The organism is Slackia exigua ATCC 700122 (assembly GCF_000162875.1).
Classification (GTDB): Bacteria; Actinomycetota; Coriobacteriia; order Coriobacteriales; family Eggerthellaceae; genus Slackia; species Slackia exigua.
Genome location: NZ_GG700631.1, coordinates 220,158 through 243,385 on the forward strand (window position 1 = coordinate 220,158; position 23,228 = coordinate 243,385).

At 60.9% G+C, this 23,228-nt stretch carries 20 protein-coding genes and 1 pseudogene; 6 read left to right on the forward strand and 15 right to left on the reverse strand.

The features are described 5' to 3' along the window. Position 1: 1 nt before the first annotated feature. The 4 genes from HMPREF0762_RS07075 to HMPREF0762_RS07090 form a co-directional block, all read right to left on the reverse strand. The gene (locus HMPREF0762_RS07075) at positions 2–835 is read right to left on the reverse strand and encodes a metal ABC transporter ATP-binding protein (protein WP_006362901.1); all 834 of its coding nucleotides are present in this window, start codon (positions 833–835) and stop codon (positions 2–4) included. Continuing rightward, the gene (locus HMPREF0762_RS07080) at positions 832–1,851 is read right to left on the reverse strand and encodes a metal ABC transporter solute-binding protein, Zn/Mn family (protein ID WP_040619409.1); all 1,020 of its coding nucleotides are present in this window, start codon (positions 1,849–1,851) and stop codon (positions 832–834) included. The genes HMPREF0762_RS07075 and HMPREF0762_RS07080 overlap by 4 nt, the downstream gene beginning before the upstream one ends. 123 nt (positions 1,852–1,974) lie before the next feature. Continuing rightward, positions 1,975–2,280, reverse strand: coding sequence for a hypothetical protein (locus HMPREF0762_RS07085; protein ID WP_040619410.1), 306 nt, complete (start codon positions 2,278–2,280; stop codon positions 1,975–1,977). Continuing rightward, positions 2,277–2,702: a Fur family transcriptional regulator gene (locus HMPREF0762_RS07090; RefSeq protein ID WP_238319028.1), complete on the reverse strand. Its 426-nt coding sequence runs from the start codon at positions 2,700–2,702 to the stop codon at positions 2,277–2,279. The genes HMPREF0762_RS07085 and HMPREF0762_RS07090 overlap by 4 nt, the downstream gene beginning before the upstream one ends. A gap of 251 nt (positions 2,703–2,953) precedes the next feature. Here HMPREF0762_RS07090 and HMPREF0762_RS07095 point away from each other — a divergent pair, with 251 nt between their 5' ends. Further along, positions 2,954–3,634, forward strand: a complete 681-nt coding sequence (locus tag HMPREF0762_RS07095; RefSeq protein ID WP_006362906.1) for a DNA alkylation repair protein — start codon at positions 2,954–2,956, stop codon at positions 3,632–3,634. Between the two features lie 61 nt (positions 3,635–3,695). Here HMPREF0762_RS07095 and HMPREF0762_RS07100 read toward each other — a convergent pair whose 3' ends face one another. Beyond that, positions 3,696–4,634, reverse strand: a complete 939-nt coding sequence (locus HMPREF0762_RS07100) for a 3-hydroxyacyl-CoA dehydrogenase (protein ID WP_006362907.1) — start codon at positions 4,632–4,634, stop codon at positions 3,696–3,698. Positions 4,635–5,069: 435 nt separating this feature from the next. Between HMPREF0762_RS07100 and HMPREF0762_RS07105 the strand changes: the two genes are divergently transcribed. Continuing rightward, positions 5,070–7,802: a DEAD/DEAH box helicase gene (locus HMPREF0762_RS07105; protein ID WP_006362909.1), complete on the forward strand. Its 2,733-nt coding sequence runs from the start codon at positions 5,070–5,072 to the stop codon at positions 7,800–7,802. 338 nt (positions 7,803–8,140) lie between these two features. Beyond that, on the forward strand, positions 8,141–10,582 hold the full coding sequence (locus HMPREF0762_RS07110; protein ID WP_006362911.1) for a GH39 family glycosyl hydrolase: 2,442 nt from the start codon (positions 8,141–8,143) through the stop codon (positions 10,580–10,582). Positions 10,583–10,650: 68 nt separating this feature from the next. On the opposite strand, the gene HMPREF0762_RS08990 is transcribed toward HMPREF0762_RS07110, so the two are convergent. From HMPREF0762_RS08990 to HMPREF0762_RS07155, 10 genes and pseudogenes are all read right to left on the reverse strand, one after another. Next, entirely contained in the window at positions 10,651–11,355 is a 705-nt protein-coding gene (locus tag HMPREF0762_RS08990; protein WP_006362912.1) for a 4'-phosphopantetheinyl transferase family protein, read from the reverse strand. Then, on the reverse strand, positions 11,271–11,474 hold the full coding sequence (locus HMPREF0762_RS09490; protein ID WP_407695451.1) for a Trm112 family protein: 204 nt from the start codon (positions 11,472–11,474) through the stop codon (positions 11,271–11,273). The genes HMPREF0762_RS08990 and HMPREF0762_RS09490 overlap by 85 nt, the downstream gene beginning before the upstream one ends. Continuing rightward, a pseudogene (locus HMPREF0762_RS07120) lies at positions 11,399–11,851 on the reverse strand (DUF1097 domain-containing protein); the annotation flags it as partial. The gene HMPREF0762_RS09490 and the pseudogene HMPREF0762_RS07120, both read right to left, overlap by 76 nt. An 18-nt stretch (positions 11,852–11,869) precedes the next feature. Next, positions 11,870–13,621: a [FeFe] hydrogenase, group A gene (locus tag HMPREF0762_RS07125; RefSeq protein WP_006362914.1), complete on the reverse strand. Its 1,752-nt coding sequence runs from the start codon at positions 13,619–13,621 to the stop codon at positions 11,870–11,872. Then, complete coding sequence (locus HMPREF0762_RS07130; RefSeq protein ID WP_006362915.1) at positions 13,618–15,399, reverse strand: FAD-binding protein; 1,782 nt, start codon at positions 15,397–15,399, stop codon at positions 13,618–13,620. Before HMPREF0762_RS07130 ends, HMPREF0762_RS07125 begins: the two co-directional genes overlap by 4 nt. A gap of 14 nt (positions 15,400–15,413) precedes the next feature. Further along, on the reverse strand, positions 15,414–15,701 hold the full coding sequence (locus tag HMPREF0762_RS07135; protein ID WP_006362916.1) for a 4Fe-4S dicluster domain-containing protein: 288 nt from the start codon (positions 15,699–15,701) through the stop codon (positions 15,414–15,416). 97 nt (positions 15,702–15,798) lie between these two features. Continuing rightward, positions 15,799–16,908 (reverse strand): butyrate kinase, encoded by a 1,110-nt coding sequence (gene buk / locus HMPREF0762_RS07140; protein WP_006362917.1) that lies wholly within the window; start codon positions 16,906–16,908, stop codon positions 15,799–15,801. A 12-nt stretch (positions 16,909–16,920) separates the two neighbouring features. After that, entirely contained in the window at positions 16,921–17,688 is a 768-nt protein-coding gene (locus tag HMPREF0762_RS08995; protein ID WP_211204469.1) for a phosphopantetheine-binding protein, read from the reverse strand. Between the two features lie 15 nt (positions 17,689–17,703). Further along, the gene (locus HMPREF0762_RS07150) at positions 17,704–18,999 is read right to left on the reverse strand and encodes a thiolase family protein (protein ID WP_006362919.1); all 1,296 of its coding nucleotides are present in this window, start codon (positions 18,997–18,999) and stop codon (positions 17,704–17,706) included. Positions 19,000–19,017: 18 nt separating this feature from the next. Next, on the reverse strand, positions 19,018–20,016 hold the full coding sequence (locus tag HMPREF0762_RS07155; protein WP_006362920.1) for a phosphate acyltransferase: 999 nt from the start codon (positions 20,014–20,016) through the stop codon (positions 19,018–19,020). A gap of 362 nt (positions 20,017–20,378) precedes the next feature. Between HMPREF0762_RS07155 and HMPREF0762_RS07160 the strand changes: the two genes are divergently transcribed. The 3 genes from HMPREF0762_RS07160 to hydG are packed head-to-tail and all read left to right on the forward strand — an operon-like array spanning position 20,379 to position 23,216. Further along, a complete protein-coding gene (locus tag HMPREF0762_RS07160) occupies positions 20,379–20,636 on the forward strand; it encodes a TM1266 family iron-only hydrogenase system putative regulator (protein WP_006362922.1) in 258 nt (85 codons plus the stop codon). Positions 20,637–20,646: 10 nt separating this feature from the next. Then, a complete protein-coding gene (gene hydE, locus HMPREF0762_RS07165) occupies positions 20,647–21,705 on the forward strand; it encodes a [FeFe] hydrogenase H-cluster radical SAM maturase HydE (RefSeq protein WP_006362923.1) in 1,059 nt (352 codons plus the stop codon). 56 nt (positions 21,706–21,761) lie between these two features. Further along, entirely contained in the window at positions 21,762–23,216 is a 1,455-nt protein-coding gene (gene hydG, locus HMPREF0762_RS07170) for a [FeFe] hydrogenase H-cluster radical SAM maturase HydG (protein WP_245935531.1), read from the forward strand. The last annotated feature ends 12 nt before the right edge of the window (positions 23,217–23,228 follow it).

Sequence of the window (23,228 nt, forward strand, 5' to 3'; positions counted from 1 at the left end):
CCTAACGCACCCCCTTGGATGAAGCACCGGCGCCTGCGGCGGTTTCGGCCTCGCAGGCACGCGATTCGTCGGCGTCTACGACGAGATCTTCCTCGCTCGCAGGAGACTCGCAGGCCGCCGCATCTGCGAGCGAGGCGGCGCCGGCCGCAGCGCCCGTACCGTCCTCGATGACGCCCTCTTCAAGGCGCATGACGGAGCACCCGAGCGACGGCAGCGCGTCCAGATCATGCGTGATGAGGAAGACCGCGATGCCCGCCTCGTCGTGCGCGCGGCGTACCAGGCCGTAGAACTTCGCGCGACCCTCCTTGTCGAGCCCGTTCACCGGCTCGTCCAACACGAGCAGATCAGGCGCGCCCACAAGCGCGCACGCAAGGCGGACGCGCTGCAGCTGGCCGCCTGAAAGCTCGCGAATGAGACGCTTGGAGAACGACGCCATATCCACCGCGTCGAGCGCGGAGAGCGCGGCATCGCGAAACGAACGGAATGCCGGACGGAAGCGCGGCATGGAAGCATGCTGGCTTGCACGCACGAGCTCGAGCACGGTGGCGGGAAACCGTCCGATGGCAGTCGGCGCCAGTTGCGAGACGTAGCCGATGCGCGCCCAGTCCTCGAACCGTTCGGGCGCGACGCCGAAGAGGCGGGCGACGCCCGAACGGGGCGTCGCCTCGCCTACGATGATCCTGGCTATGGTCGACTTGCCCGCGCCGTTGTCGCCGACGAGCGCGCGCATCTCTCCCGCCTCGATCGAAAACGACACGCCGCGCAGCACGTCGGTTCCACGGTAGGAGAACGTCACGTCGTCGAAGACGACGGGGTTGTCGAGCGATTCGATCACGCAAGCGCCTTCTTCAACGCATCGAGATTGCTGCGCATGACGGAAAAGTACTCCTCGCCGGCGGCGAGCTCTTCGTCGGATAGTCCTTCAAGCGGATTGAGCTCTTCCACCTGGGCGCCGGACGCATCGGCGATGGCCTGGGCGACCTTCGGGCTCACGAGCTCCTCGCTGAAGATGGTCTTGACGTTGTTCTGCTTGACGAAGTCGACGATCTTGGCCATCTGGTCGGCATCGGGCTCGGCATCGGCTTCGATGCCTTCGATCGGCATCTGGGTCAGGCCGTACGCATCGCACAGATAGCCGAATGCCTCATGGGAGACGACGATCGAATGATTCGACACGCCGGAAAGCCCCTTGGTGAATTCGGAGTCCAGAGCGTCGCATTCGGCCGCCCACTTCTCGTAGTTCGCCTCGTAGGTTTCCCTGCCGTCGGGATCGATCTCGATGAGGGCCTCCTTGATGTTATTCATCTCGATCTTGGCGTTCTCGGGCGCAAGCCAGACATGCGGATCGGTCTTGGAATCCTCGCCCTCGTGCTCGTGGGCATGGGCGTGGGCGCCGCCCTCGGCCGCATGCTCGGCCGCTTCCTCGGCAAGCGCCTCGGGAGAAAGCTCGAGCAGGTGCGCGCCCTTGCTCGCTTCCACGGCCACGAGCTTGTCGTTGGTGGTGGATTCGAGCACATCATGCACCCAATGCTCCATGCCCGCGCCGTTGTAGACGAGCATATCGGCCGTCTCGAAGGTCTTGAGATCGGCCGTGGAGGGCTCCCAGTCGTGCGGCTCGGTGCCGGCAGGCACGAGGCACGTCACCTGAACGCGGTCACCGCCGATCTTGCTCGCGAAATCGTACATGGGATAGAAGCTCGCGACCACCTGGACCCTCGAGTCGTCGACGGGCTTGGCGGGCGAAGACGTGCCGCATCCGCCAAGCACGAAGCTCGCGGAAAGGGCGCAGACGGCGGCACCGGCCACCAGGAACGTGCGACGGGAATACATCCCGGAAACATCAACAGACATGAATCCTCCCAGATTCTCTCTCAATGGACAGAAGCCTCCCCGCCCTCTGCGAGGAAGCGGGCGTCCGAACGCAGGCGTCCGACGCCGCATTCGCCGCTTCGACAACGGCGCGCGGCGGCGGCATCAGACGATCAGGCGCGTCCCCTGGGAGACAGGCGTAAGGAATGCAGCAGACGATGCGATGCGGCTGATCCAGGCATGCACGCGTTCGGCCTCGCGGCGCGCGGCGATGCATGCGCGTCGCACGTCCGCGGCAACGCGGTCTTCGATGCGGCGAAACGCGCGCATCGCCTCGCATACGGGGCAGTGAGGCCCGACGCAGCGATGGTCGGCAAGGGAGGCGGCGGAGACATGAGCGCAGGCATCGCGCGCTGCCAGACATGCCGCAAGGCCGAATGCGCGACGGGCGCCATGGAGAGATGCGGTCATCGTTCGCCTTCCCGCCTTGCAGCGCACGCGGAGCAGTAACCGTAAAGCACCGTGCGAGAACGATCGATGACGAACCCATGGTGGGATTCGACATGCTCGGAAAAGCCTTTGAGCATGGAACAGTCGAGAGGAAGCGCGCAGCCGCAATCCAGGCACAGAAGCTGGCCCTCGTCGGTGCCGTCCGTCTCGAGGATCCGGTAGCGCGACTCTCCGGTGCCGGGCGTCACGACCTTGGCCGCCACGCCTTCGTCGACGAGCGTCTGCAGCGTGCGATACACCGTCGTGCGGCCGACCGAGGCGCCGCCGTCGCGCAGAATATCGTAGACCTCGTCCACGCTCAAGAAACGACGCGACTGCTCGGTCAGGCAGGAAAGAACCGCAGCGCGCTGCTTGGTGTTGTACGAGCGTCTCTGCTGCGCCATGCCTGCCTCCTTGAATTTGAATTCAAAAACGGATTTCGATTCCGAATTATAGAACCGCACTGGCGGTCGTCAAGGACGAGGGGCCTCGCCCGCGTCCTTCGGCACAAGACCGATACATTCTTGCAATCCTCGAAACAACAGCTCATATTCATCCTGATGCGGAGCAACGGCCCGTATTCATCCTGGCATAGGAACGCGAGGGGCGATGCAGACAGAAAGGCTTCGCATCTCGCCGCCGAAGGGAAACGCCCATGTCCATGCCCATACGAGACAGGCTCTTCGAGCTGCAGGATTCGGATTACGCCGCCTTCCAGGCGAAGCTTACGCCCGGCGTGCCGCTCGAGCGGTTCATCGGCGTCCGCGTGCCCGACGCGCGCAGGCTTGCGAAGACTATCGCCTCGAACCCGGAAACGGCCGAATTCCTGACCGACCTGCCGCACGGCTGCTTCGACGAGGACATGCTGCATGCCCTGCTGATTTCCGAAATCAAGGATTACGAGACCTGCATCGCTGCGGTGGATGCGTTTTTGCCCTACATGGATAACTGGGCGGTATGCGACGTCATGTCCCCGAAGGCGTTCAAGAAGCACAAAGCCGAACTGCTCGGAAAGATCCGGATCTGGGCTTCCTCCAAGGAAGCGTATACCTGCCGCTTCGGTCTTGAGATGCTGATGACGCACTTCCTCGACGAGGATTTCGAGGCGGAGCTTCTGGAGATTCCCGCCGCCGTCCGCTCGGAGGAATACTACGTCAATATGATGATCGCCTGGTTCTTCGCGACGGCGCTCGCGAAGCAGTGGGACGCGGCCATCCCCTACCTGCAGCAAAGCGCGCTTGATTCCTGGGTTCACAACAAAACGATCCAGAAAGCGCGCGAGAGCCGTAGGATCGTCGACGAGCGGAAAGCCTATCTCAAGACGCTGAAGCGATAGCATATCGAAAGAATGTCCGCAGACCGCATCTATGCGATGCGGTCTGCGCCTATCGTTCCATCTACTTGTACGTGTAGAAGCCCTCGCCGGCGGCGACGCCGGTCTTGCCTTCGTCGATGTATTTCTTGAGAACTGCGGCGATCTTGCCCGGAGTGGTCTCGGGATCCTTCGCGAGAGGATTCATGATCACGATGTTGTACGCGGTCACGAGCCCGACGATGTCGAGGATACGGAACGGGCCGACGGGCGCGCCGGTGCCGAGCATCCAGGTCTTGTCGATCGTCTCGGGGTCGGCCACTTCGTTGGCGTACAGGGCCTCGGCGGCGCTCAGGAACGGCACGAGCATGCTGTTCAGGATATAGCCGGGCTGCTCCTTATGCAGCTTGAGGGGAACCATGCCGATGGCCGCGGCGAATTCGACGACCTGGTCGTACGCCGCCTGGTCGGTGCCGGGATGCCCCATGACCTCGGCGGTGTTGTTGCGCCAGATCTCGTTGGCGAAATGCAGGGCCAGGTACTTGGCGGGACGCCCGGTATGTTCCGCGAAGGCGCTTGGCAGCATCGTGGAGGAATTGGTGACCAGGATGGTCTTCTCCGGCATATGCTTGGCAAGCTCCTCGTAGAAGGCGATCTTCTGCTGCGGATCTTCGGCGATCGCCTCGATGATAAGATCGGCGTCCCGCGCGGCCTCTTCGTAGCTCGTCGTGAACGCGATGCCCTCGAACGCGGGCACGACCTTCGCCTTGAGCTCGTCGATCTGCTCGGGCGTGGCCTTCGGATCGTCCGCCAAACCGCGGCAATAGGCGGCAGGATTCGTCTTCATGGCCTCGAGCGTGGCCAGATAGGTGTTCTTCAGGACTTCGAACTTGGGCTTCGCACGATCGATCGACCCTTCGGAGCGAACCCATACCGTGACGTTGAATCCCTTGTAGGCGGACTGGAAGGCGATCTGGCTTCCCAGGACCCCGCCACCGGCCACGACGACGTTCTTGATCTCCATGCTCTGCTCCTTTCGCCAGAAAGCGGTTGAACGCTTCCCTTCCTCGAGGCCTTTTCGAGCCTTTTTAATTGTGTGCAATCGAATTGTAGGTTTGCAATCGTCTCTGTGCAACGGAAAACGCGCGCTGGGCGCATTTCGCGCGGCAAGCGGAGAGGCTCACGAACGCGGGGCGGATCGCCTCGCATGCGAACCCTCGCACAGCTTCGGGCCGTAAGACCCCGTCGCACTCGGATACCGAAACGCGCAATCGCACAAGCCCGAAACGAGAGGGGCGATCCCGTCGGCGCACGAACGTATCCCGCATGCAGCTCGACGCGCGGAATCGTTCGCCGAACGTCTATAGTGATAGCTCGACTCGAAGCACGGCGATCGCGCGGCGAAGACTCCGCGAGAACGCAGGCGACCGCACGTCGCACCTCATCACGAACGGAACCTATGGACACCATCGCTGGAAACAACAGTCCGAGCACCGACGGCGGCCTTCAGGCAGGCGGCCCGATCTCCGGAGCAAACTTCGAAGCAGACGGCCCGACTGCCGGCAGCGGCCCCGAAGCGGAAGGCCCGATCGCCGCCGACGGAGCCCAGGCCATCGGCTCGGCCGCCGACGGCGCGTGCGCGCCGCGCAATCCGACCGCATATGGCGAGCTGGGACGCAGGGCGCTCGAGCTCAACGACCGCGAGGAACTCTCGGCCGACGAGGTCATAGACGCATTCCTCGACTGGACGATCGAAGCCGGCATCGAGCTCTGGCCGCACCAGGAAGAGGCCTGCATGAGCCTCATGATGGGCGACCATGTCATCCTGGGCACGCCCACCGGATCGGGCAAATCCATGGTCGCGCTTGCGATGCACTTCCTCGCGCTTGCCATGGGGCGCCGCGCCTATTACACGGCTCCCATCAAAGCCCTCGTCAACGAGAAATTCTTCGATCTGGTCGAGCTGCTCGGCCGCGAGAACGTCGGCATGATCACAGGCGATACCCGCATCAACACCGACGCGCCCATCGTCTGCTGCACGGCGGAGATCCTGGCGAACCAGGCGCTGCGCGAAGGCGACGCGTGCGATATCGACTACGTCGCCATGGACGAGTTCCATTTCTTCGCCGACCCCGATCGCGGGTGGGCCTGGCAGGTGCCGTTGCTCACGATGCCTCGCACCCGGTTCCTGCTCATGAGCGCCACGCTCGGCGATATGACGCAGATCGCCGACGCCTTGGAAGCGCAGACCGGACGCACGGTGGATGCGATCCTTGACGCCGAACGCCCCGTGCCCCTGACGTACGAATACGTCGAAACCCCGCTCGAAGGGACGGTCGAGCTTGCGGTGCGCGCCGGCGATGCGCCCATCTATATCGTGCATTTCTCCCAAGACGCGGCGCTCGCCTGCGCGCAGTCGCTGTCGAGCTTCGGTCTGGCCAGCAAGGACCAGCGCGTCGCCATCAAAGAGGCCATGTCCGGCACGCGCTTTTCCACGGCATTCGGCAAGACGCTCAAACGCCTGCTCGAAGCCGGTATCGGCGTGCACCACGCCGGCATGCTCCCCCGCTATCGACTGCTGGTCGAAAAGCTCGCCCAGCAAGGGCTCGTCCCGATCATCTGCGGCACCGACACGCTCGGCGTAGGCATCAACGTGCCTATTCGCACCGTCGTGCTCACGGCGCTCTCCAAATACGACGGACGGCGCATGCGTCGCCTCCGCTCGCGCGAATTCCACCAGATCGTCGGACGGGCGGGGCGTTCGGGATTCGATACCGAAGGCAGGGTCATCGCCGAGGCGCCCGAGCAGGATATCGAGTATGCCAAAGCGCTCGCGAAAGCCGGCAACGACGAGAAGAAGCGCAAGCGCGTGAAACGCAAAGCGGCGCCCGAAGGCTTCGTCGGCTGGAACAAGCAGACCTTCGAACGCCTGATAGAAGCCGCTCCTGAAACGCTCAAGCCGCGCATGCGCATCACGCACGCCATCGTGCTGGCCGAAGTCGAGCAGGGCGGCGACGCGTGGGCGCGCACGTGCAGGCTCATCGACGATTCGCTCCAGACGACCGAGGAGAAGACCGCGCTCAAGACACGTGCCGCCGAGATCTTCCAGACGCTCATGGATGCCGGCGTGGTAGAACGCCTCACGGACGAAGGAGGCGGCACCGCATACGCCACGACGGTCGACCTTCCCGACGACTTCGCTCTCGATCAGCCGCTCTCTCCCTTCATGCTGGCGGCTCTCGAGCTGCTCGACCCGGAAAGCGAGACCTACGCGCTCGACGTCATCTCCATGGTCGAATCCACGCTCGAAGATCCGCGCCAGGTGCTGCGGGCCCAGGAGCGCCGCGCGAAGGACCGCGCGATGGCCGCCATGAAGGCCGAAGGCATCGATTACGAGGAGCGTCTGGAAAAGATCGCCGACGTCACCTACCCCAAGCCGCTCGAAGAGCTGCTCGAAGCGGCGTTCGCGCAGTACTGCGAGTCGGTTCCCTGGGCCAACGACTACGCGCTTCGTCCCAAGTCGGTTCTGCGCGACATGGTGGAGACCGCCGCGAACTTCAAGGGATACGTCACTTCCTACAACATCGCGCGATCGGAGGGCACGCTTTTACGGTATCTGTCGGACGCCTACCGCGTGCTCGCCAAGACGATTCCGGCAGATAAGCGCGACGAGCGCTTGGAAGACATCGTGTCGTGGCTCGGCTTCGTCGTGCGCTCGGTCGATTCCTCGCTCATCGATGCATGGGAATCCGCCGGCAAGGCGGAAGGCATCGCGGCCCCCGAGGCGGCAGACGTCGTCGTGCATGACCGGCGCGCCGTCACGCTGCTCGTGCGCAACGCGCTTTTCGCCCGCGTTCGCCTGGTCGCCCGCGGACGCGCCGTAGAGCTCGGCGAACTCGATGCAGACTGGGGCTATGGCACCCGCGCCTGGCAGCAGGCGCTCGACGGGCTTTTCGAGGCGCATGAGGAGATCCTGACCGATGCCGACGCGCGCTCGGCCGCTTATTTCACCATCGATGAATCCGACGAGGCTTCCCGCCATCTCTGGCATGTCATGCAGACCTTTTGCGATGCGGACGGCGACCGCGACTTCGGCATTCGCGCCGACGTCGATCTGGATGCAACCCAGGAAAGCGGCGAGGTCGTCTTCTCGCGCTATCGGGTAGGAGCGTTCGAAGATCTGCAGAATTAGAAGGACGGCCTACCTAGGTCCCGGCGGAAGGGCATGCGCGTGCTCAGACAGTCCTGAGCTCGCACGAACGCGCCACTGGCGCGTTCGGCTCGTGCGGAACTGCGCGCGTCGCATGCGCTTCCGTCGGGACCTTTTCGAGATGCGATAGAGCTGCGATAACCGCGATCTCTGCTGAGATGGCGGTTGAACGAACCGGGCATTCTGATACTTTGCTTCGTCTCCGCGCGCGCCGCATTTCAGGAAACCCGCATCCATACCTTCGACTCCATGGCCGCCGAAACGCTCGACGTGGTAGTTTGTAAGCATGCAGCTGGTATGCACGGGGGGGGAGGCGCCGCATGAATCCAGTTAAAGCGTTCCGCAGCAAAAACATCGCCATCGACACCGCTGCGCGCAGAGAAGGCTTCTGCGCGCATGCCGAACTCTTCTTCGTGCTCGACGGCCATGCGCTGTTTTCCTATGACGGCCGCGACGTCAAGCTCGACAAGATGGGCCTTCTCGTCATCAACCGCGGCACCGAGTACCGATACGAAGGATCGAGCGATCTCATCCTGGCCTCTCTCGAGCTGACGGGCACGACCTTCGAGACCGCATGCGACGGGATGCTGAGAACGATCGAATGCGACAGCAGCCGCGAAGACGACGAGCACCACGCCCGTCTTCGCGCGCTCCTCCGCCAGATGATAGTCGACCAGGACTTCGTACGCGACGATGAGTCGACGTATGCGCGTCTGGTGTTCGACTACTATTCTCTCTACTACAAGCTTTTAGAGACGCTCGTCGAGTTCTTCATGCCTAACGACCAGCCTCTTGGAAGCGAACGGAACAACCCTCCGAAAGACAGCGACCGCAAGGAGCGGATCGAGCGTTACCTCGACATTCATTACGCCGAGACGATCACCCTCGATGCTCTTGCCGAGGAACTCTACTTGTCGAAAGGCTACCTGTCACGTTTTTTCACGAAGAGCTTCGGAGTGAACTTCAACCACTATGTCAGAGAGCTGAGGTTGAAGCGGGCTCTGAACGAGCTTCTCTATACGGACAAGCCCATAACCCAGATTTCGTTCGACAACGGCTTCAGCGGATCATCGTATTTCAATCGAGCCTTCAAGAAGAAATACGGTGCGAGTCCCTCGGAGATGCGTGCCGAGGTTCGCGCGAAAGAACACCGCGAGCAGATGAGCGCCGAAAGCAGGAAAGCCCTCGACAATCGCATAAGCCGCATCCTGGACGGAAAGACGGAGCCTTTCGATTTCGCATGCGAAAGCCAGACATCCGAGTGCGACGTGCGCGAAAGCCTTCCGATCAAGCACTGTTGGAACAGCGTCATCAACGTCGGAAGCGCCGCGGATGTTCTGAAGACGGATATCCAGGAGCACATCATGATGCTGCACAAGCGTATCGGCTGTGCATACATCCGCTTCTGGAATCCCTTTTCCAGCGAGCTCCTGCTCGATGCGAACGAGACCATGGACGCGTACAACTTCATACGGCTCGACCAAATATTCGACACGTTGCTCAGCAATGGGATGAAGCCGTTCATCGTGCTGGAACCGAAGGCCGAACGAATCAATAAAACGCTTGATGACGTGATTTTCAGATCCGACCAAAAACGTTCCCTCGGAAGCGTTGAGTCGTGGAGCAGCATCGTCGTCGCGTTCATGAGGCACGTGACGCAGCGATACGGCGTTGAGGAAGTCGAAGATTGGATACTCGAGATACCCTTCGATGGATACGTCGTCGACGGCGAGCATCCCCTGGACGGGTATTGCAGCCTGTTCGGGATAGCGCAGCGCGTCGCACGGGAATACGCGCACGGCATGAAGGTCGGCGGTCCGTCCCTCCCTTCGATAGATGCGAGGATCAAGGGAATCCTCATGGGGCTGCGAGAACGCGGCCACGAACCGGATTTCGTATCGACGGTCAGCTACGCCTATGAGAAGAAGGAGGATGCATACCGATACTTCAAGCGAAGCGGAGACGAAGACTACCTGATCAAAGACATCGAGAGGATGGAACAGGCGATCATCGAAACCGGCATGCGCGATGTCCCGTTGTATCTGACCGAATGGAACGAAACCGTCGTCGACCGAAACTGCCTCAACGATTCGTGCTACCGCGGAGCGTACATCGTGAAGAGCATGATCGAAATCGATGGACGCGTTTCATTGGCGAGTTACTACAGCGGCACCGACCGAAGAACGGATTTCTTCGATTCGCACCTGCTTCTTCAGGGAGGGAACGGGCTGGTCACCAGGGACGGGATCATGAAGCCGGCGGGATTCGCCCTGACTATGCTGGGAGGGCTTGCGCACTACCTCGTCTCATCGGGCGACGGCTTCATGGTGACGACCGACCGCAGGCGCAATTACTACATCGTCGCCCATAACAAGAGGAAGCTCAGCTACCACTACTTCAAAACCGAGGAAGATTCCATCGCCAAAGAGCTGCTGTCCCAATGCTTCGAAGACGATACGGTCATCGAGCGGACTATCGTGCTTGCAGGTATGGAGAACGGCAGCTACCAGGTTCGGACACGGCGGGTCAACTCGCATGTGGGAAGCGTTCTCGATCTTTGGCGAGAGCTGGGATACAGCGATGCCCTCTCGAGCGGCGACGTACGCTACATCGAACACGTCTGCGAGCCGCATCTTCAGATCGAAACCGTGGAAATCCGAGAGGGACGCATGCCCTTGAAACTCGTCATGGAGCCTAACGAAATCGCGTTCATGGAAATCAGATGCCAACCCGCGCACCATCACGAGCCGAACCGAGCATGACCTTTCCGATACCTCGATCGAACGAGCGCCTTCGTATCCATCGATCGCACAAGGAGGCCGCGCCTGATTCACTCCAGCAGATCGGTTAGGTTCAGCAGCGCGCATACAGGTCGGCTCCCCCCTGCCGCCACGCAGCATGCAGCGCTGTATCCTTCAGCAACTGCAAGTTCATGGAGAAATCCCGCATCGCCGAGCCCCTCGGCACGCAAACAGCCGTTTTCGCTACGAATGCCGATGCGCGGCAACCTGTCGTCGATACCGCACCCGACCATCTTCGCGTAGCTTTCCTTCATGGTCCATAGGCGATACAGAAGCCTGATACGATCGTCCGCATCCTCCTCACTGGATATGAGCCGCCGTTCTTCTTCGGAGAAATACCGATGCGCCACCGTGAGAATCGCCTCGTCTTCACGGTAATGCTCTTGCACGTCGCAGCCTATCGATACCGTCGAAAACCCGCACAGCGCCCATTCTCCGCTATGGGATATGCTGAAGTGCAGATTTTCCCTTTCCGGAAAAAACGGCTTGCCTGCATCGTTCAACGCGACGTTCAGCCTTCCTTCGGCGTAATCGTCTCCGGCTCCTGCAGCCTTAAGCCCATGCAGCCAGAGCACCGAAGCAGCAAGCGCCTGCCGACGTTCCGAATCGACCTTTGCGGACTCCACCCTCCTCTTCCTCGACTCGGGAATCATCCTATAGAAGCAGGAAAAGAGCCCCACATCTTCAAGCGGGACCGTACGTGCCGCATAGATCGTCGTGCTGCATTCACCCATTCAGCCTCCTCAGCAAGGCTTTCTGGAAAACATCGACGCCGGCGCCGACATACCATACGCCCACCAGCATCGACATACCTATTTGAATGGAGAGGCTGCCGAGTTGGGCAGCCCCGCACGGCGCCATGACGGTAAGGCCGATGGCCCAGCCGCAAAGCCAGGCAGGAGTGAAGATCAGCTTCGGAAATAGCGCGCCGATGATAACCGCAAGACCGCCCAGAACGAAGAGCAAGATGAAGGTCTCGAGGCTTTCGTTCAGCGGCATCCAGGCCATGAGCAGAATGGCAAGAACGGCCCATGCGTCGCCGAGAAGAAAACCGACGGAGATCCTGGCCGCATCGGAAACCCTGTTCCCGTTCGTCACGTAAAGGCCGGCGCAAATCAGCGCAACCGCACCGGTGGCCACCCCGATATGCGGGGCGGCCACCGCCCAGAGCGGCGGAAGCAGGGCGATTCCAAGCGCCAAGGTCAGGGTGTTTTTCCACGTCTCGCTCATTCGTCCGTCCGTTCGCGCCTATCGCATGGCATAGGTCGTATGCAGAAGGCGATGCGCCCTCTCGCTCCCAGGCTTTTCCAGGTACTCGTCGTACAGAAGCTTGATGTACGGGTTCTCGTGCGACTTCCTGACCTCGCTCTCGCTGTCGTTGCCGTACAGAGCGGCGGCACGCGCTGCGGGAACGTCGGCCAGCCTGCGCGCATACGCGCCCTGATGGGGCTGCCCGCCGCCGTTGACGCAGCCTCCCGGGCATGCCATGACCTCGATGAACTGGTAGTCCGCTTCTCCGTTCTTGACTTTGGTCAGCAGCATGTTCGCATTCGCAAGCCCCGACACGACGGCCACGCGCACGTCAGCGCCGTCGATATCGACCGACGCCTCCTTGATGCCCGCCATCCCACGCACGGCAGCGAACTCGAAAGCGTCGAGTTCTTTGCCCGATATCGTTTCGCAGGCGGTGCGCAATGCGGCCTCCATCACGCCGCCCGATGCACCGAAGATGATGCCGGCTCCGGTGCCGAAGCCGAGCGGATGGTCGTATGCCGTGGCAGGATTCATGGCCTCCAGCTGGATTCCCGCATCCTTGAACATTTTGGCAAGCTCGTTCGTCGTCACGACGATGTCGACATCAGGCACCCCCGCGCCGTCTTCGTCATTCCTCGTGCACTCGAACTTCTTCGCCGTGCACGGCATGACGCTCACGGTCACGATATCCTCTTTATCGAGGCCCTCCCTTTCGGCAAGGAAAGACTTGACGATCGCCCCGTGCATCTGATGCGGCGATTTGCATGATGAGATGTTATCGAGCATATCGGGATAGAAATGCTCGGCGTACTTGATCCAGCCCGGGCAGCACGAGGTGATCATCGGAAGCACGCCGTCATGCGCAATGCGGTCGACGAGCTCGTTCGCCTCCTCCACAATCGTGAGATCGGCGCCGAACTTGGTGTCGAACACCTTGTCGAAACCGAGCAGCCTCAAGCCTTCGGCGATCCGGCCCTCCACGTCGATGCCGAGAGGGAACTCGAAATCCTCGCCAAGGGCGGCACGCACGGCAGGAGCGACCTGCACCGCGACATATTTCTTCGGGTCGGCGAGCGCCGCATTCACCTCGTCGATGCAGGTTTTCTCGACCAGCGCGCCCACCGGGCACACCGCCACGCACTGGCCGCAATTCACGCAGCTCGCCGCTGCAAGGCCGGACGGAGACGATGGCGCGATAGTCGCATCGAGTCCCGTTCCGGTGCAGGCTATGGCAGACACCGCCTGCATCTTCGCGCATACGTTCACGCACCTCTTGCACCTGATGCATTTGTTGTTGTCGCGAATCAGGACGACCGAAGACGTGTCGATCTCTTCGATGTTATCGTCCGGTATATCGGGCTCGTCGGTAAATCCGTAGTCCTTCAAGAGCGTCTGCAGCTCGCAGCTCGAAGAGCGCAGGCAGTGCAGGCAGTCCTTGTCGTGAACCGCAAGGATCCTGGAAAGCGCCTCCTTGCGGGCCTCCACGGCCTTCGGACTCATGGTCTCGATCTCCATGCCCTCGCCGATTCTCGTTGTCGAGGCGTTGACCAACTTGCCATCTACTTCCGCAACGCATACGCCGGATTCATCGACATCCACGATGCCCTGAAGGTAATAAAGCGTCGGAATAGGATGATTCAGATACTCCTTCTTGAATTTCATGGTCTCAAAAGAGGCGTCTAGGACGGTCATGCCCTTTTCCATGGCATAATCGTAGCCATTGAGCTTTATATTCACGACGTTCATTCGGCCTCTCCTTCCGCGAAGAACGTTTCCGGGTCGAATTCATCCACATGGCCATCCGGAATCCGATAGCCCTGAGGCCTGACCGGGTATCTCCACATCGGGATATCCTCCGTGAACAGTTCCATCTCTCCGTCTTCGCCCTGTCTGATGTTGATCCACTTGAGCCAATGCGCGTTGTCGGGCTCCGGGTAGTCCTTGCGAAAGTGGGGATACATGATGCCGCGGCTTTCCGTACGCATCTCGGCCGAGCGATAGATCATCTCAAGGCAAAGAATCGTATCGGCGGCCTCCAAGCACCTCGCAAGCGTATGCGGATCGTCGGCGGTCAGACGGGGGACGATCTCCTTCATCCTCTTGATGTCGCCGAAAACGTCCTGGATCGCGTCTTCGCTCTTAAGAACGCTCTTATTGACGTCGAAGATATACCGCTCGATCGTGTCGTAGATGACTTTCGGGCTGCACCCGTTCGGACGATTCAGCGGCGCGTAGATCTTCTCCTTGCATTCGGCTATCTGATCGAGCTGCAGATCGTCCCATTCTGCAGCAGCCGCATAAGGAGCTATGCTGTCGCCGGCCATCATGCCGGTCGTCGAAGCGTTTCCCAAGCCGTCGCCGCGCGTCCAGCCGAAATATGCATTGCCCTGCGTGGACACCTTTCCGGGGGCCCATAGGCCTTCCACATCGGTTCTGATCCCGGCATCGACCTTGACCGGCTCCACCTGAAGCACCGTCTTGATGGTCGTCTCTGGCTTCGTTCCGATGTCTCCGAGGTTCATCGCCGTCTTCTTGAACACGAGCTCTTCCCAGGCAAGCTTGTCGCGGAACATGCGCTGGGTCGATTCGTCCATGTCCGTGCCGCCGATCATCTCACGGACCTCGTCGGGCTTCTCGAGATCGACCCAAAGCGGGCCGTTGCCAAGAGCGACTTCCTTCACCATGGCATCCACAAGCGCAGGCGTGACTTCCCATTCGAGATGCCCGATGTATTTCTGGGTCAGGTTCTCGCCATGCTTGTTGCGAATCATGTTGAATCCGCCGTAAATCGGGGTGTTGGTCTTCTTGAACACGACGTCGACCTGGGTGGAGAATTCCACGTTGCGCATGATCGCGCCCACACGGTACATGGCGCCGACACCCGTGCCGTACCCCATGAATTCAAGACCGATCTTCTTGAAGTGGCATCCCTGCGTGGCCATGGCCACCGCCTTCGCATGGAAGACCATGCACTCCATATGATCGGCATCGAACCCGATGGCGCCGATGACCTTCTTCGAGGCGCTCGTCAGCAGTTCGAAGACATTGACGCGGCTCATGAGGCGAATGCCGAGCTTCAACGCGAAATCGCGAAGCTGCTTGCATACGTCGAGCGAGACGCCGCCCATATCGAGCGCATCCGGGATGAACGGAAGAGGAGCGGCCTTGCCGTCGTCATCGCAGGACGTGATGACGCCGCAATGCCTCATGTAATCGAGGTTGTCCCGATGCACGACGAGATAATCCCTGAGGAATTCCTGGTCGTTCAGAAACGGCGTATGCGCGTTAACCAGATAGGCAAGGGCATGCTGCACGCCGTTGGGATGTTTGGAAGTGGCGCGGATGCCGTTTCCTGCTTTCGTGGCCTGGCCGTTCCAGCCGATGACCCCCTTGTCGACAACCAGGATATCAAGCGATGGATCATTCTCTTTCGCCCTGATGGCAGTCACAAGTCCCGACATTCCTCCACCGACCACGAGGATGTCTGCGGTGTGAAGCGTGCCGTAATCTTCTACGTCGGCCACGTCGTTTCCCCCTTCTATTCCTGGTCCAGCGCAATGAGGCCGGCGCTATATTCCAGCGGGTCGACCTGCAGCGGAGAAATGACCTGAATATCGATGACGCTATTCAGGCAATCCATCTCGCACTGATAGCACAGCACGCAATCATCCGGATATCGAGGATAGGCATGCTCCGTGCCCGCATCCCACTGCCAGACGTCTTCCTGGCACCTCCGTATGCATCTTTTGCAGCCGCAGCAGCGGTCGACGTCCACGACGTAGCGCACGCTCTGCTGCTGGCCTTTGTTCTCGACGATGATTTTCATACGCGGTTCCCCCTTCTTGCAGATCGCGCATCCCGAAGGACGGCAGGACCTACGCGGCTCGGCTGCATTCCTGTTTCAGCTTCGCCGCCGATCGCGTTCAGTCATCCCACTCGAATCCATCCCACACCGGCTTGCCCGTATAGGTCTTGGCTTCCTCTTCGCCGCTCAGAACCCTGATCGCTCCGAAACCGAGCGCTTCCGTCTCGAAGCTGCCGGGATACACGTGCACAGGAGCGATCCAACCGACATACTCCTTGATCTGATCGCACAGCTCGCCGTCGTGGGCCATGCCTCCCGTAAGCAGGATGGCGTCGACCTCCCCCTTCATGGCGCCGGCCATCATCGCCGTCCACTTTCCGATGGAATACACCATGGTCCGATACACCAGCGCGGCTTTGCGGTCGCCGTCCGCGATCATGCCCTTCACCTCGCGCAGATCGTCCGTTCCGCACCAGGCGAGCAGGCCGCCCGTGCTCGACGCGTAAGTCTTGGCCTCATCCGGCGAGATGCCCTTTTCCATGCAGGCCAGAACGTCATCGATGCAGATATCCCCCGACCGGTTCGGAGATAGCGGCCCCTGCCCGTCGCCTGCGCGATTCCCGTCGATCATGCGGCCTTTTCTGTGGGCGGTGATGCTTATTCCGCCCCCCATATGCAGGATGATGTAGTTGCTGTCCTCGTACCGCACGCCGACGTTTCGGCTATGACGGATCGCCACCTGCTTCTGGTTGAGCGGATGCGATTTCGCCGGGCGGTAGATGCCGGGGATCCCGGTGATTCGCGCCTCGTCGCACAGTTCGTCCGTCGGCATGGGATTCACGAAGAACGCCGGAATGCCGTATTGCTTCCCCAATTCATACGACATGATGATGCCGAGCGACGCCGGATGCCGGATGCCTGCGACATCGTTCAGCGCATGCTCGTACACGCGCTCGTCGATGCGGTATGTGCCGCCTTCGCAAGGGTACAGCCCCACGCCGCGCCCGGAAACGGCATCGATATCCGACAGCTTGATGCCGTGCTCGTCGAGCGCCTTCAGAATCGTTTCCATGCGGACAGGCTCTTGATCGGCGAAGGTTTCGCAATCCGCGAAATCCTCCTTATGATGGTCGACCGCGATGTCGAGGATGACCTCGTCTCCTCTGACGACTCCCATCTTGGTGCTGCTCGAGCCGGGATTGATCGTCAGTACCGTGTATTCTTTCATGCGCACGCCTTCCTACAGCCGTTCTCGCACGATATCGACGAAATCGGCTACGGTGTAGAGGTTCTGCGCCTCCTGAATCTCGATGGTCACGTTCGTTTCGTCTTCGATGGTCGAAATCATCACGATCATCTTCATCGACTCGTTGGACAGGTCTTCGCGTAGGTTCGTCGCCAGTCCGATCGCGCTCTCGTCCACGCCGTACGCATCGGCCGCTGCCGAGATGACGGTCTTCGCCACGTCATCGTCGGCGTCAGCCGCATCAGGCGAAACGTTCGCAGGCGCATCGCACGCAACCAGCTCGGACGGTTCGGACGGGCGTTCCTCGAGGACGGGGACCTTTTTGAACTCGTTGTCCTCGACCAATTCCCAGACGACGATCTTCGTATCCTCGTCCTGCACGATAAGCGGTTTCACCTGAACCGTGTCTTCGGCAACCCATTTCGCGAAATCGTCGTACGCGTCGTAGTCGATATGAAGCAGGCTGGTTGCAACCGGATCGCAACCGGGCAGCACGACTTCGACCGCGAAATAGTCGCCATGCGCACTGCGGAAGTCGGGGTCTCCGAACGCACCGCGCGTCGACAGGACCTGTTTCACGACGCCTACGGCATTCGTGAGATCGACCCATTCGGTATCGAGATTCCCGCAGGAATTGCAGCAAAGGTAGGGAGGAAACTCGATATGGCCGCACTTCACGCATTTTCTGCCCAGCACGGTACCCTCTTCGAGCGCACTGTAGAACGTCTTGACGATGGGCTCCAGATCATACTTCGTCATCATGTCCATGCCACTCCCTTACTTCTTCTCCAACATGATGTTCAGCAGGTTTTGCGCCCCGCCGAAGCCGCGCAGCATCGCACGCTTCACCTCATGGCCGACTTGCGTCGGAGCATCGCCGCGCATCTGATGCACCGCTTCGTAGAGGTCGTGGAGACCGGATGCGCCCGCAGCGTGCCCGTATTGGCAACGTCCGCCGTTCGTGTTCACCGGACGGTCGCCCGTATACGACATGCGCCCTTCCCTCAGGTATTGCCAGCCCTCGCCCTTCGGCACGTATTCGCACATCTCCGCGGCAAGCATCTGGGACTGGTTGTAGAAGTCGTTGGTCAGGAAGAGATCCATGTCCGCACCTGTAAGACCCGTGAGCTCCTTCATCTGTCGATACGAGTTCGCCGTGCCCTGCATCTCGAGACGAGGGTTGGAATTCTCCAGACAGGAATGCCCCACGCCGAGAATCTCGATGGGATGATCGGTGTATGCATAGGCCATCTCGGTCGGGCAGATGATGAAGGCCGCCGCACCGTCGACGCGCTGCTCGAAATGAGCGCCGCGCATGTATTTGCCGATAAGCGGATTGAACTTCGAATGCAGGTATTCGTAGGACGAATCCATGCCCACCTCTTCAGCCAGCTCGTCGTACGTCTTATGCGCGATGGTGCTCAAGGGGTTTATCACGGCGGCTTCTCGGCTTTGAATGGAAAGCTGGGTCATGAAGGCATCCACGTCCTCGAGGCCGATGCCGTTTTCCTGAACGTAGTAATCGAGCCACGATTCCGAGTTGAAAGGCAGGGCTCCTCTGGTGAACAGCGTGTAGTCCCTCGGAAGCGTGGAACAAAGCGTTTCATGGAAGATTGCGTCGGTGCCGAAGCGCCTCTTCGTCAACACCCTGGTCGGATATGCGATGGAGTACGGCATCTCGATGCATCCGCTCAGCACCAGGTCATACTGGCCGGAAGCGACGACGCTGGCGGCGGTTTCGATCGCGACGTAGCCGGTCGCGCACGCCTCGCTATGATGGATGGATGCCTTGCCCTTCATGCCGATCCAATTCGCGACGTGCATGTTGGGCGTGGCGAAATTGCTCGTCCAGCCAGGACCCGCCTGGCCGTGCACATACATCTCTACATCGCTGCCGTCGACGCCGGCATCCCTCATGGCATCGCGCGCCGCATAGGCGAACAGCTCCGCCTCGTTCATGCCGTCCACATCGGGATCGTCCAGGACGCGCACGAAAGGCGTCGCTCCCACGCCGACGATCGACACGCTCCTCTGATATGGTTTCAGCTTGGGGATGTTGTCGTTGAAGCCCATTGATCCTTCTTTCCTTTGCTAATTCGCCGATGCCATGACGCTGCAGAACGCGAAATTGGAATAGATGCGATCCTCGGTGTCGCCGCGCGAACAATCGAGGACCGGCTGCGCGAAGCCCTGGTAAATGGGGCCGTAGCTGCGGCCAGGCGCGAATTGCTGAATGAGCTTCGTCGCGATGTTCGCGGCAGCGGCATCGGGAAACACCAGCACATTCGCTCGACCGGCCACATCGCTTGCACGTTTCACCTTTTTCGCGGCGACCCGTTCGACGATGGCGGCATCCGCCTGGAATTCCCCGTCGATCTTCAAATCAGGCCGCAGGGTCCGGGCTTTCTCGACGCCCTCGCGGACCTTCTGGACCGATGGGCTGTTGCCGCTGCCGTCGGTCGAATACGACAGCATCGCGCAACGGGCGGCATCTCCCGTAAGGGCCGTGAATGTATCGCAGCTTGCGAGGGCGATCGCGCTGAGGTGGTCGGACGAAGGTTCGACGTTGATGGCACCGTCCGACATGCCGAAGATATTGCCCTGCGCGCCTTCATACCCGTCTATTTCCATGATCAGCATGCCCGAAGGAACGACGACGTTCGGAGCGAGGCCGATGATGCCCTGGGTCGCCATCACGAATTCGGACGTCGTCGTATCGAGCCCTCCGAACGTGCAATCGGCGTCTCCCACCGCCTCCATCAGGAGCGCCATATACAGAGGATTTTCGATGCGCTTTGCCACCGATTTGGAGCTGAAGCCCCTCCGCGGAAGGGCAGCGAAGCGTTCAAGCAGGTCGTTTCTGTACGCTTCGTCACAGATGTCGACTATTGCGATGCCGGAAAGGTCGATCCCGTTCGCCTCCGCTGCGCTCATGCACGCGTCGGCATCGCCGACGAACGACACATCCGCGATTCCGTCGGCAGCGGCTCGGACGGCCGCTCTCATCATGCTGGGATTCGTGCATTCCGGAACGACTACCCGTTTCCGATTCTCCCTTGCCTTCTCGTACATCGTCTCGATGAAGCCCATGGCATCCACCTTCCCCTTATGAGCAATGCAACGTAGCAATCGACGTCGGGCATCAGCGTATACGCGATGCGCGCGCCGTGCTTTGCGCCACGTTTGCATTCTGTGTACCTTCGTTGCCGAGTTTCCCGTTCCGATGATGGAAGGTCATGAATCGTCGGACGATTTCTGACGACCCGCTTCGAAAGAACGCGGGTTTTATGGAGCGATCCGCTCCTCGCTTGCGAAACGCGACGGCCGCCTTCTACCATGACGTCGCCCGATATGAAGACGAGCGTGGTCGTGAATCTGACTGCAGGGCGCGAATGCATACCCTTTTTTTCTTTTCATGGCCGCGTCGTGTTCCCACGAGAGGAGAGCAGGTCATGAAGAGCAGGGTCGCCATCATGGGCATCGTCGTCGAGGACTCCGAGCATGTAGCCGAACTCAACGCGATACTGCACGAGTACGCACGCCACATCATCGGACGCATGGGGATTCCCTATCGAGAGCGCGGCGTGAACATCATAAGCGTGGCGCTCGACGCTCCCGAAAACGAGATATCGGCGCTGGCCGGCAAAGTGGGAAACATCGACGGCGTCAGCGTGAAAACGGCCTATTCGAGCGTCATCTCGCAAGATTGACGACACGATCATGGACACGAAGCCGCATGAGCTCATCCATGCGCTCGAGGCCGACCACGCATTGCCGACGGAAGGCTACGAGCGCCTCATAGCCGAATGCGACGCCGCCCTCGCCGCACATGCCGCCGAACGCGCCGCCGAAGCTCGGCGCGCGGTTTACGGCACCGATGTCTATCTGCGCGGCCTCATCGAGTTCAGCAGCTATTGCGTCAACGATTGCCTCTACTGCGGCCTGAGACGCTCCAACGGCCGCGCCGACCGCTATCGTCTGACGCCCGACCAGATCCTCGAATGCGTCGAGGAGGGCTACGGCATCGGGTATCGCACGTTCGTGCTGCAAGGCGGCGAAGACCCCCGGTTCACAGACGATATGCTCTGCGCCGTCGTTTCGACGATCAAGGACCGGCATTCCGACTGCGCCGTCACGCTTTCGCTGGGCGAGCGCAGCCGCGCGAGCTACCGCCGCTTGTTCGATGCGGGCGCAGACCGCTATCTCCTGCGCCATGAGACCGCGAGCCCCGATCACTACGCGATGCTGCATCCGCGTTCGATGTCGTACGAGAAGCGCATGCGCTGCGTATCCGACCTGCGCGACATCGGATACGCGGTGGGCCTCGGCTTCATGGTGGGATCGCCCGGCCAAGGCCCGCGCGAGCTGGCGCGCGATCTGAAGCTTATCGAGGAATTCCGCCCCGAGATGTGCGGCATCGGTCCGTTCGTGCCGCATCACGCCACACCGTTTTCCGATGCGCCCCGCGGATCGGTCGACCTCACATGCTATCTGCTCTCGCTCATCCGGCTCATCTCCCCCGGCCTGCTCATCCCGGCCACGACGGCGCTCGCGACCCTCGATCCCGCAGGGCGCGAGAAGGGCATCCTGGCCGGAGCGAACGTCATCATGCCCAACGTATCGCCCGCTTCGGTGCGCATGCGATACGACCCGTACGACAACAAGGCATGCACGGGCGAGGAGGCTGCGGAGGGCCGACGACGCCTGGACGCACGCATCGCCTCCATCGGCTACCGAACCGTCGTCGACCGAGGGGATCCGAAGCTTTCCCCGGTCTGACCGGGTGAATGCACCGAATGAAGGGACGCATCCAATTCAAGGGGGAAGGCAATCGCATGACGGTCCATCGATACGATCCTGCATCGCTTCATGCAGACGAATTCATCAACCATGACGAGATTCTCGAAACGCTCGCGTTCGCGCAGGCGCACAAAGACGATGTCGGCCTCTGCCGCGAGATTCTGAAGAAAGCCGAATCGCATCTGGCGCCTGCCAAGGACCATTGCGCGGTCATAACCCATCGGGAGGCGGCGGTGCTGCTCGCATGCGATGATGCCGGCATCAACGAGGAGATACGCCGTCTCGCCCATAGGATCAAGCTGGCCTACTACGGCAACCGCATCGTCCTGTTCGCCCCGCTCTATCTTTCCAACTATTGCGTGAACGGCTGTCTGTACTGCCCCTACCATGCCGAGAATCGAGACATCCCGCGCCACAGGCTGACCCAGGACGAAGTGCGCGCCGAAGTCGTGGCGCTGCAGGACATGGGGCACAAGCGCCTGGCCATCGAAGCGGGCGAAGATCCGGTGCACAGCCCCATCGACTACATCCTGGAATGCATGCGGACCATCTATTCCATCAAGCACGAGAACGGCGCCATCCGCCGCGTGAACGTCAATATCGCGGCCACGACCGTCGAAGAGTACCGGATGCTCAAGGAAGCCGAGATCGGCACCTACATCCTGTTCCAAGAGACCTACAACCGCGAACGCTACGAGGAGCTCCACCCCACGGGGCCGAAATCGGACTACTGCTGGCACACCGAGGCGCACGACCGCGCCATGGAGGGCGGCATCGACGACGTGGGTCTGGGCGTGCTGTTCGGGCTGGAAGGATACGCCTACGAATTCACGGGACTCATCATGCACGCCGAGCACCTGGAGGCCGTGCATGGCGTAGGCCCCCATACCATCAGCGTGCCGCGCGTGAAGCCGGCGATGGACATCGATCCCGACGCGTTCGACAACGGCATTCCCGACGACGTTTTCGACAAGATCATCGCGCTCATCCGCATAGCCGTGCCCTATACGGGCATGATCATCTCGACGCGCGAGTCCCAAAGCGTGCGCGAGCGCGCGCTGCGCTACGGCATCTCGCAGATTTCGGGCGGCAGCCGCACGAGCGTGGGCGGCTACACGCAAGAGGACCGCCCGCATGACACCGAGCAGTTCGACGTGTCGGACCAACGAACGCTCGACGAGGTCGTCGCCTGGCTCATGGACAACGACCACATTCCGAGCTTCTGCACGGCATGCTACCGTGCCGGACGCACGGGCGACCGCTTCATGCAATTCTGCAAAGGCGGACAGATCCTGAACTACTGCCACCCCAATGCGCTCATGACGCTCATGGAATACTTGGTCGACTACGCGACGCCCGCTACGAAGGAGAAAGGCGAGGCCATGGTGCGCCGCGAACTGCTGAAGATCCCGAACGAGGCCACGCGCGCACGTACCGAGCGGTATCTGAGCGATATCGCCGGCGGCCGCGGCAACGACTTCAGGTTCTAGGCGGGAGGATCC

What these genes read in the sequence shown, in the direction of transcription:
- HMPREF0762_RS07080 (WP_040619409.1), bottom strand. Translation starts at nt 1,851, where the DNA reads ATGTCTGTTGATGTTTCCGGGATGTATTCCCGTCGCACGTTCCTGGTG.
- HMPREF0762_RS07085 (WP_040619410.1), bottom strand. Translation starts at nt 2,280, where the DNA reads ATGACCGCATCTCTCCATGGCGCCCGTCGCGCATTCGGCCTTGCGGCA.
- HMPREF0762_RS07090 (WP_238319028.1), bottom strand. Translation starts at nt 2,702, where the DNA reads ATGGCGCAGCAGAGACGCTCGTACAACACCAAGCAGCGCGCTGCGGTT.
- HMPREF0762_RS07095 (WP_006362906.1), top strand. Translation starts at nt 2,954, where the DNA reads ATGTCCATGCCCATACGAGACAGGCTCTTCGAGCTGCAGGATTCGGAT.
- HMPREF0762_RS07100 (WP_006362907.1), bottom strand. Translation starts at nt 4,634, where the DNA reads ATGGAGATCAAGAACGTCGTCGTGGCCGGTGGCGGGGTCCTGGGAAGC.
- HMPREF0762_RS07105 (WP_006362909.1), top strand. Translation starts at nt 5,070, where the DNA reads ATGGACACCATCGCTGGAAACAACAGTCCGAGCACCGACGGCGGCCTT.
- HMPREF0762_RS07110 (WP_006362911.1), top strand. Translation starts at nt 8,141, where the DNA reads ATGAATCCAGTTAAAGCGTTCCGCAGCAAAAACATCGCCATCGACACC.
- HMPREF0762_RS08990 (WP_006362912.1), bottom strand. Translation starts at nt 11,355, where the DNA reads ATGGGTGAATGCAGCACGACGATCTATGCGGCACGTACGGTCCCGCTT.
- HMPREF0762_RS07125 (WP_006362914.1), bottom strand. Translation starts at nt 13,621, where the DNA reads ATGAACGTCGTGAATATAAAGCTCAATGGCTACGATTATGCCATGGAA.
- HMPREF0762_RS07135 (WP_006362916.1), bottom strand. Translation starts at nt 15,701, where the DNA reads ATGAAAATCATCGTCGAGAACAAAGGCCAGCAGCAGAGCGTGCGCTAC.
- buk (WP_006362917.1), bottom strand. Translation starts at nt 16,908, where the DNA reads ATGAAAGAATACACGGTACTGACGATCAATCCCGGCTCGAGCAGCACC.
- HMPREF0762_RS08995 (WP_211204469.1), bottom strand. Translation starts at nt 17,688, where the DNA reads ATGATGACGAAGTATGATCTGGAGCCCATCGTCAAGACGTTCTACAGT.
- HMPREF0762_RS07150 (WP_006362919.1), bottom strand. Translation starts at nt 18,999, where the DNA reads ATGGGCTTCAACGACAACATCCCCAAGCTGAAACCATATCAGAGGAGC.
- HMPREF0762_RS07155 (WP_006362920.1), bottom strand. Translation starts at nt 20,016, where the DNA reads ATGGGCTTCATCGAGACGATGTACGAGAAGGCAAGGGAGAATCGGAAA.
- HMPREF0762_RS07160 (WP_006362922.1), top strand. Translation starts at nt 20,379, where the DNA reads ATGAAGAGCAGGGTCGCCATCATGGGCATCGTCGTCGAGGACTCCGAG.
- hydE (WP_006362923.1), top strand. Translation starts at nt 20,647, where the DNA reads ATGGACACGAAGCCGCATGAGCTCATCCATGCGCTCGAGGCCGACCAC.
- hydG (WP_245935531.1), top strand. Translation starts at nt 21,762, where the DNA reads ATGACGGTCCATCGATACGATCCTGCATCGCTTCATGCAGACGAATTC.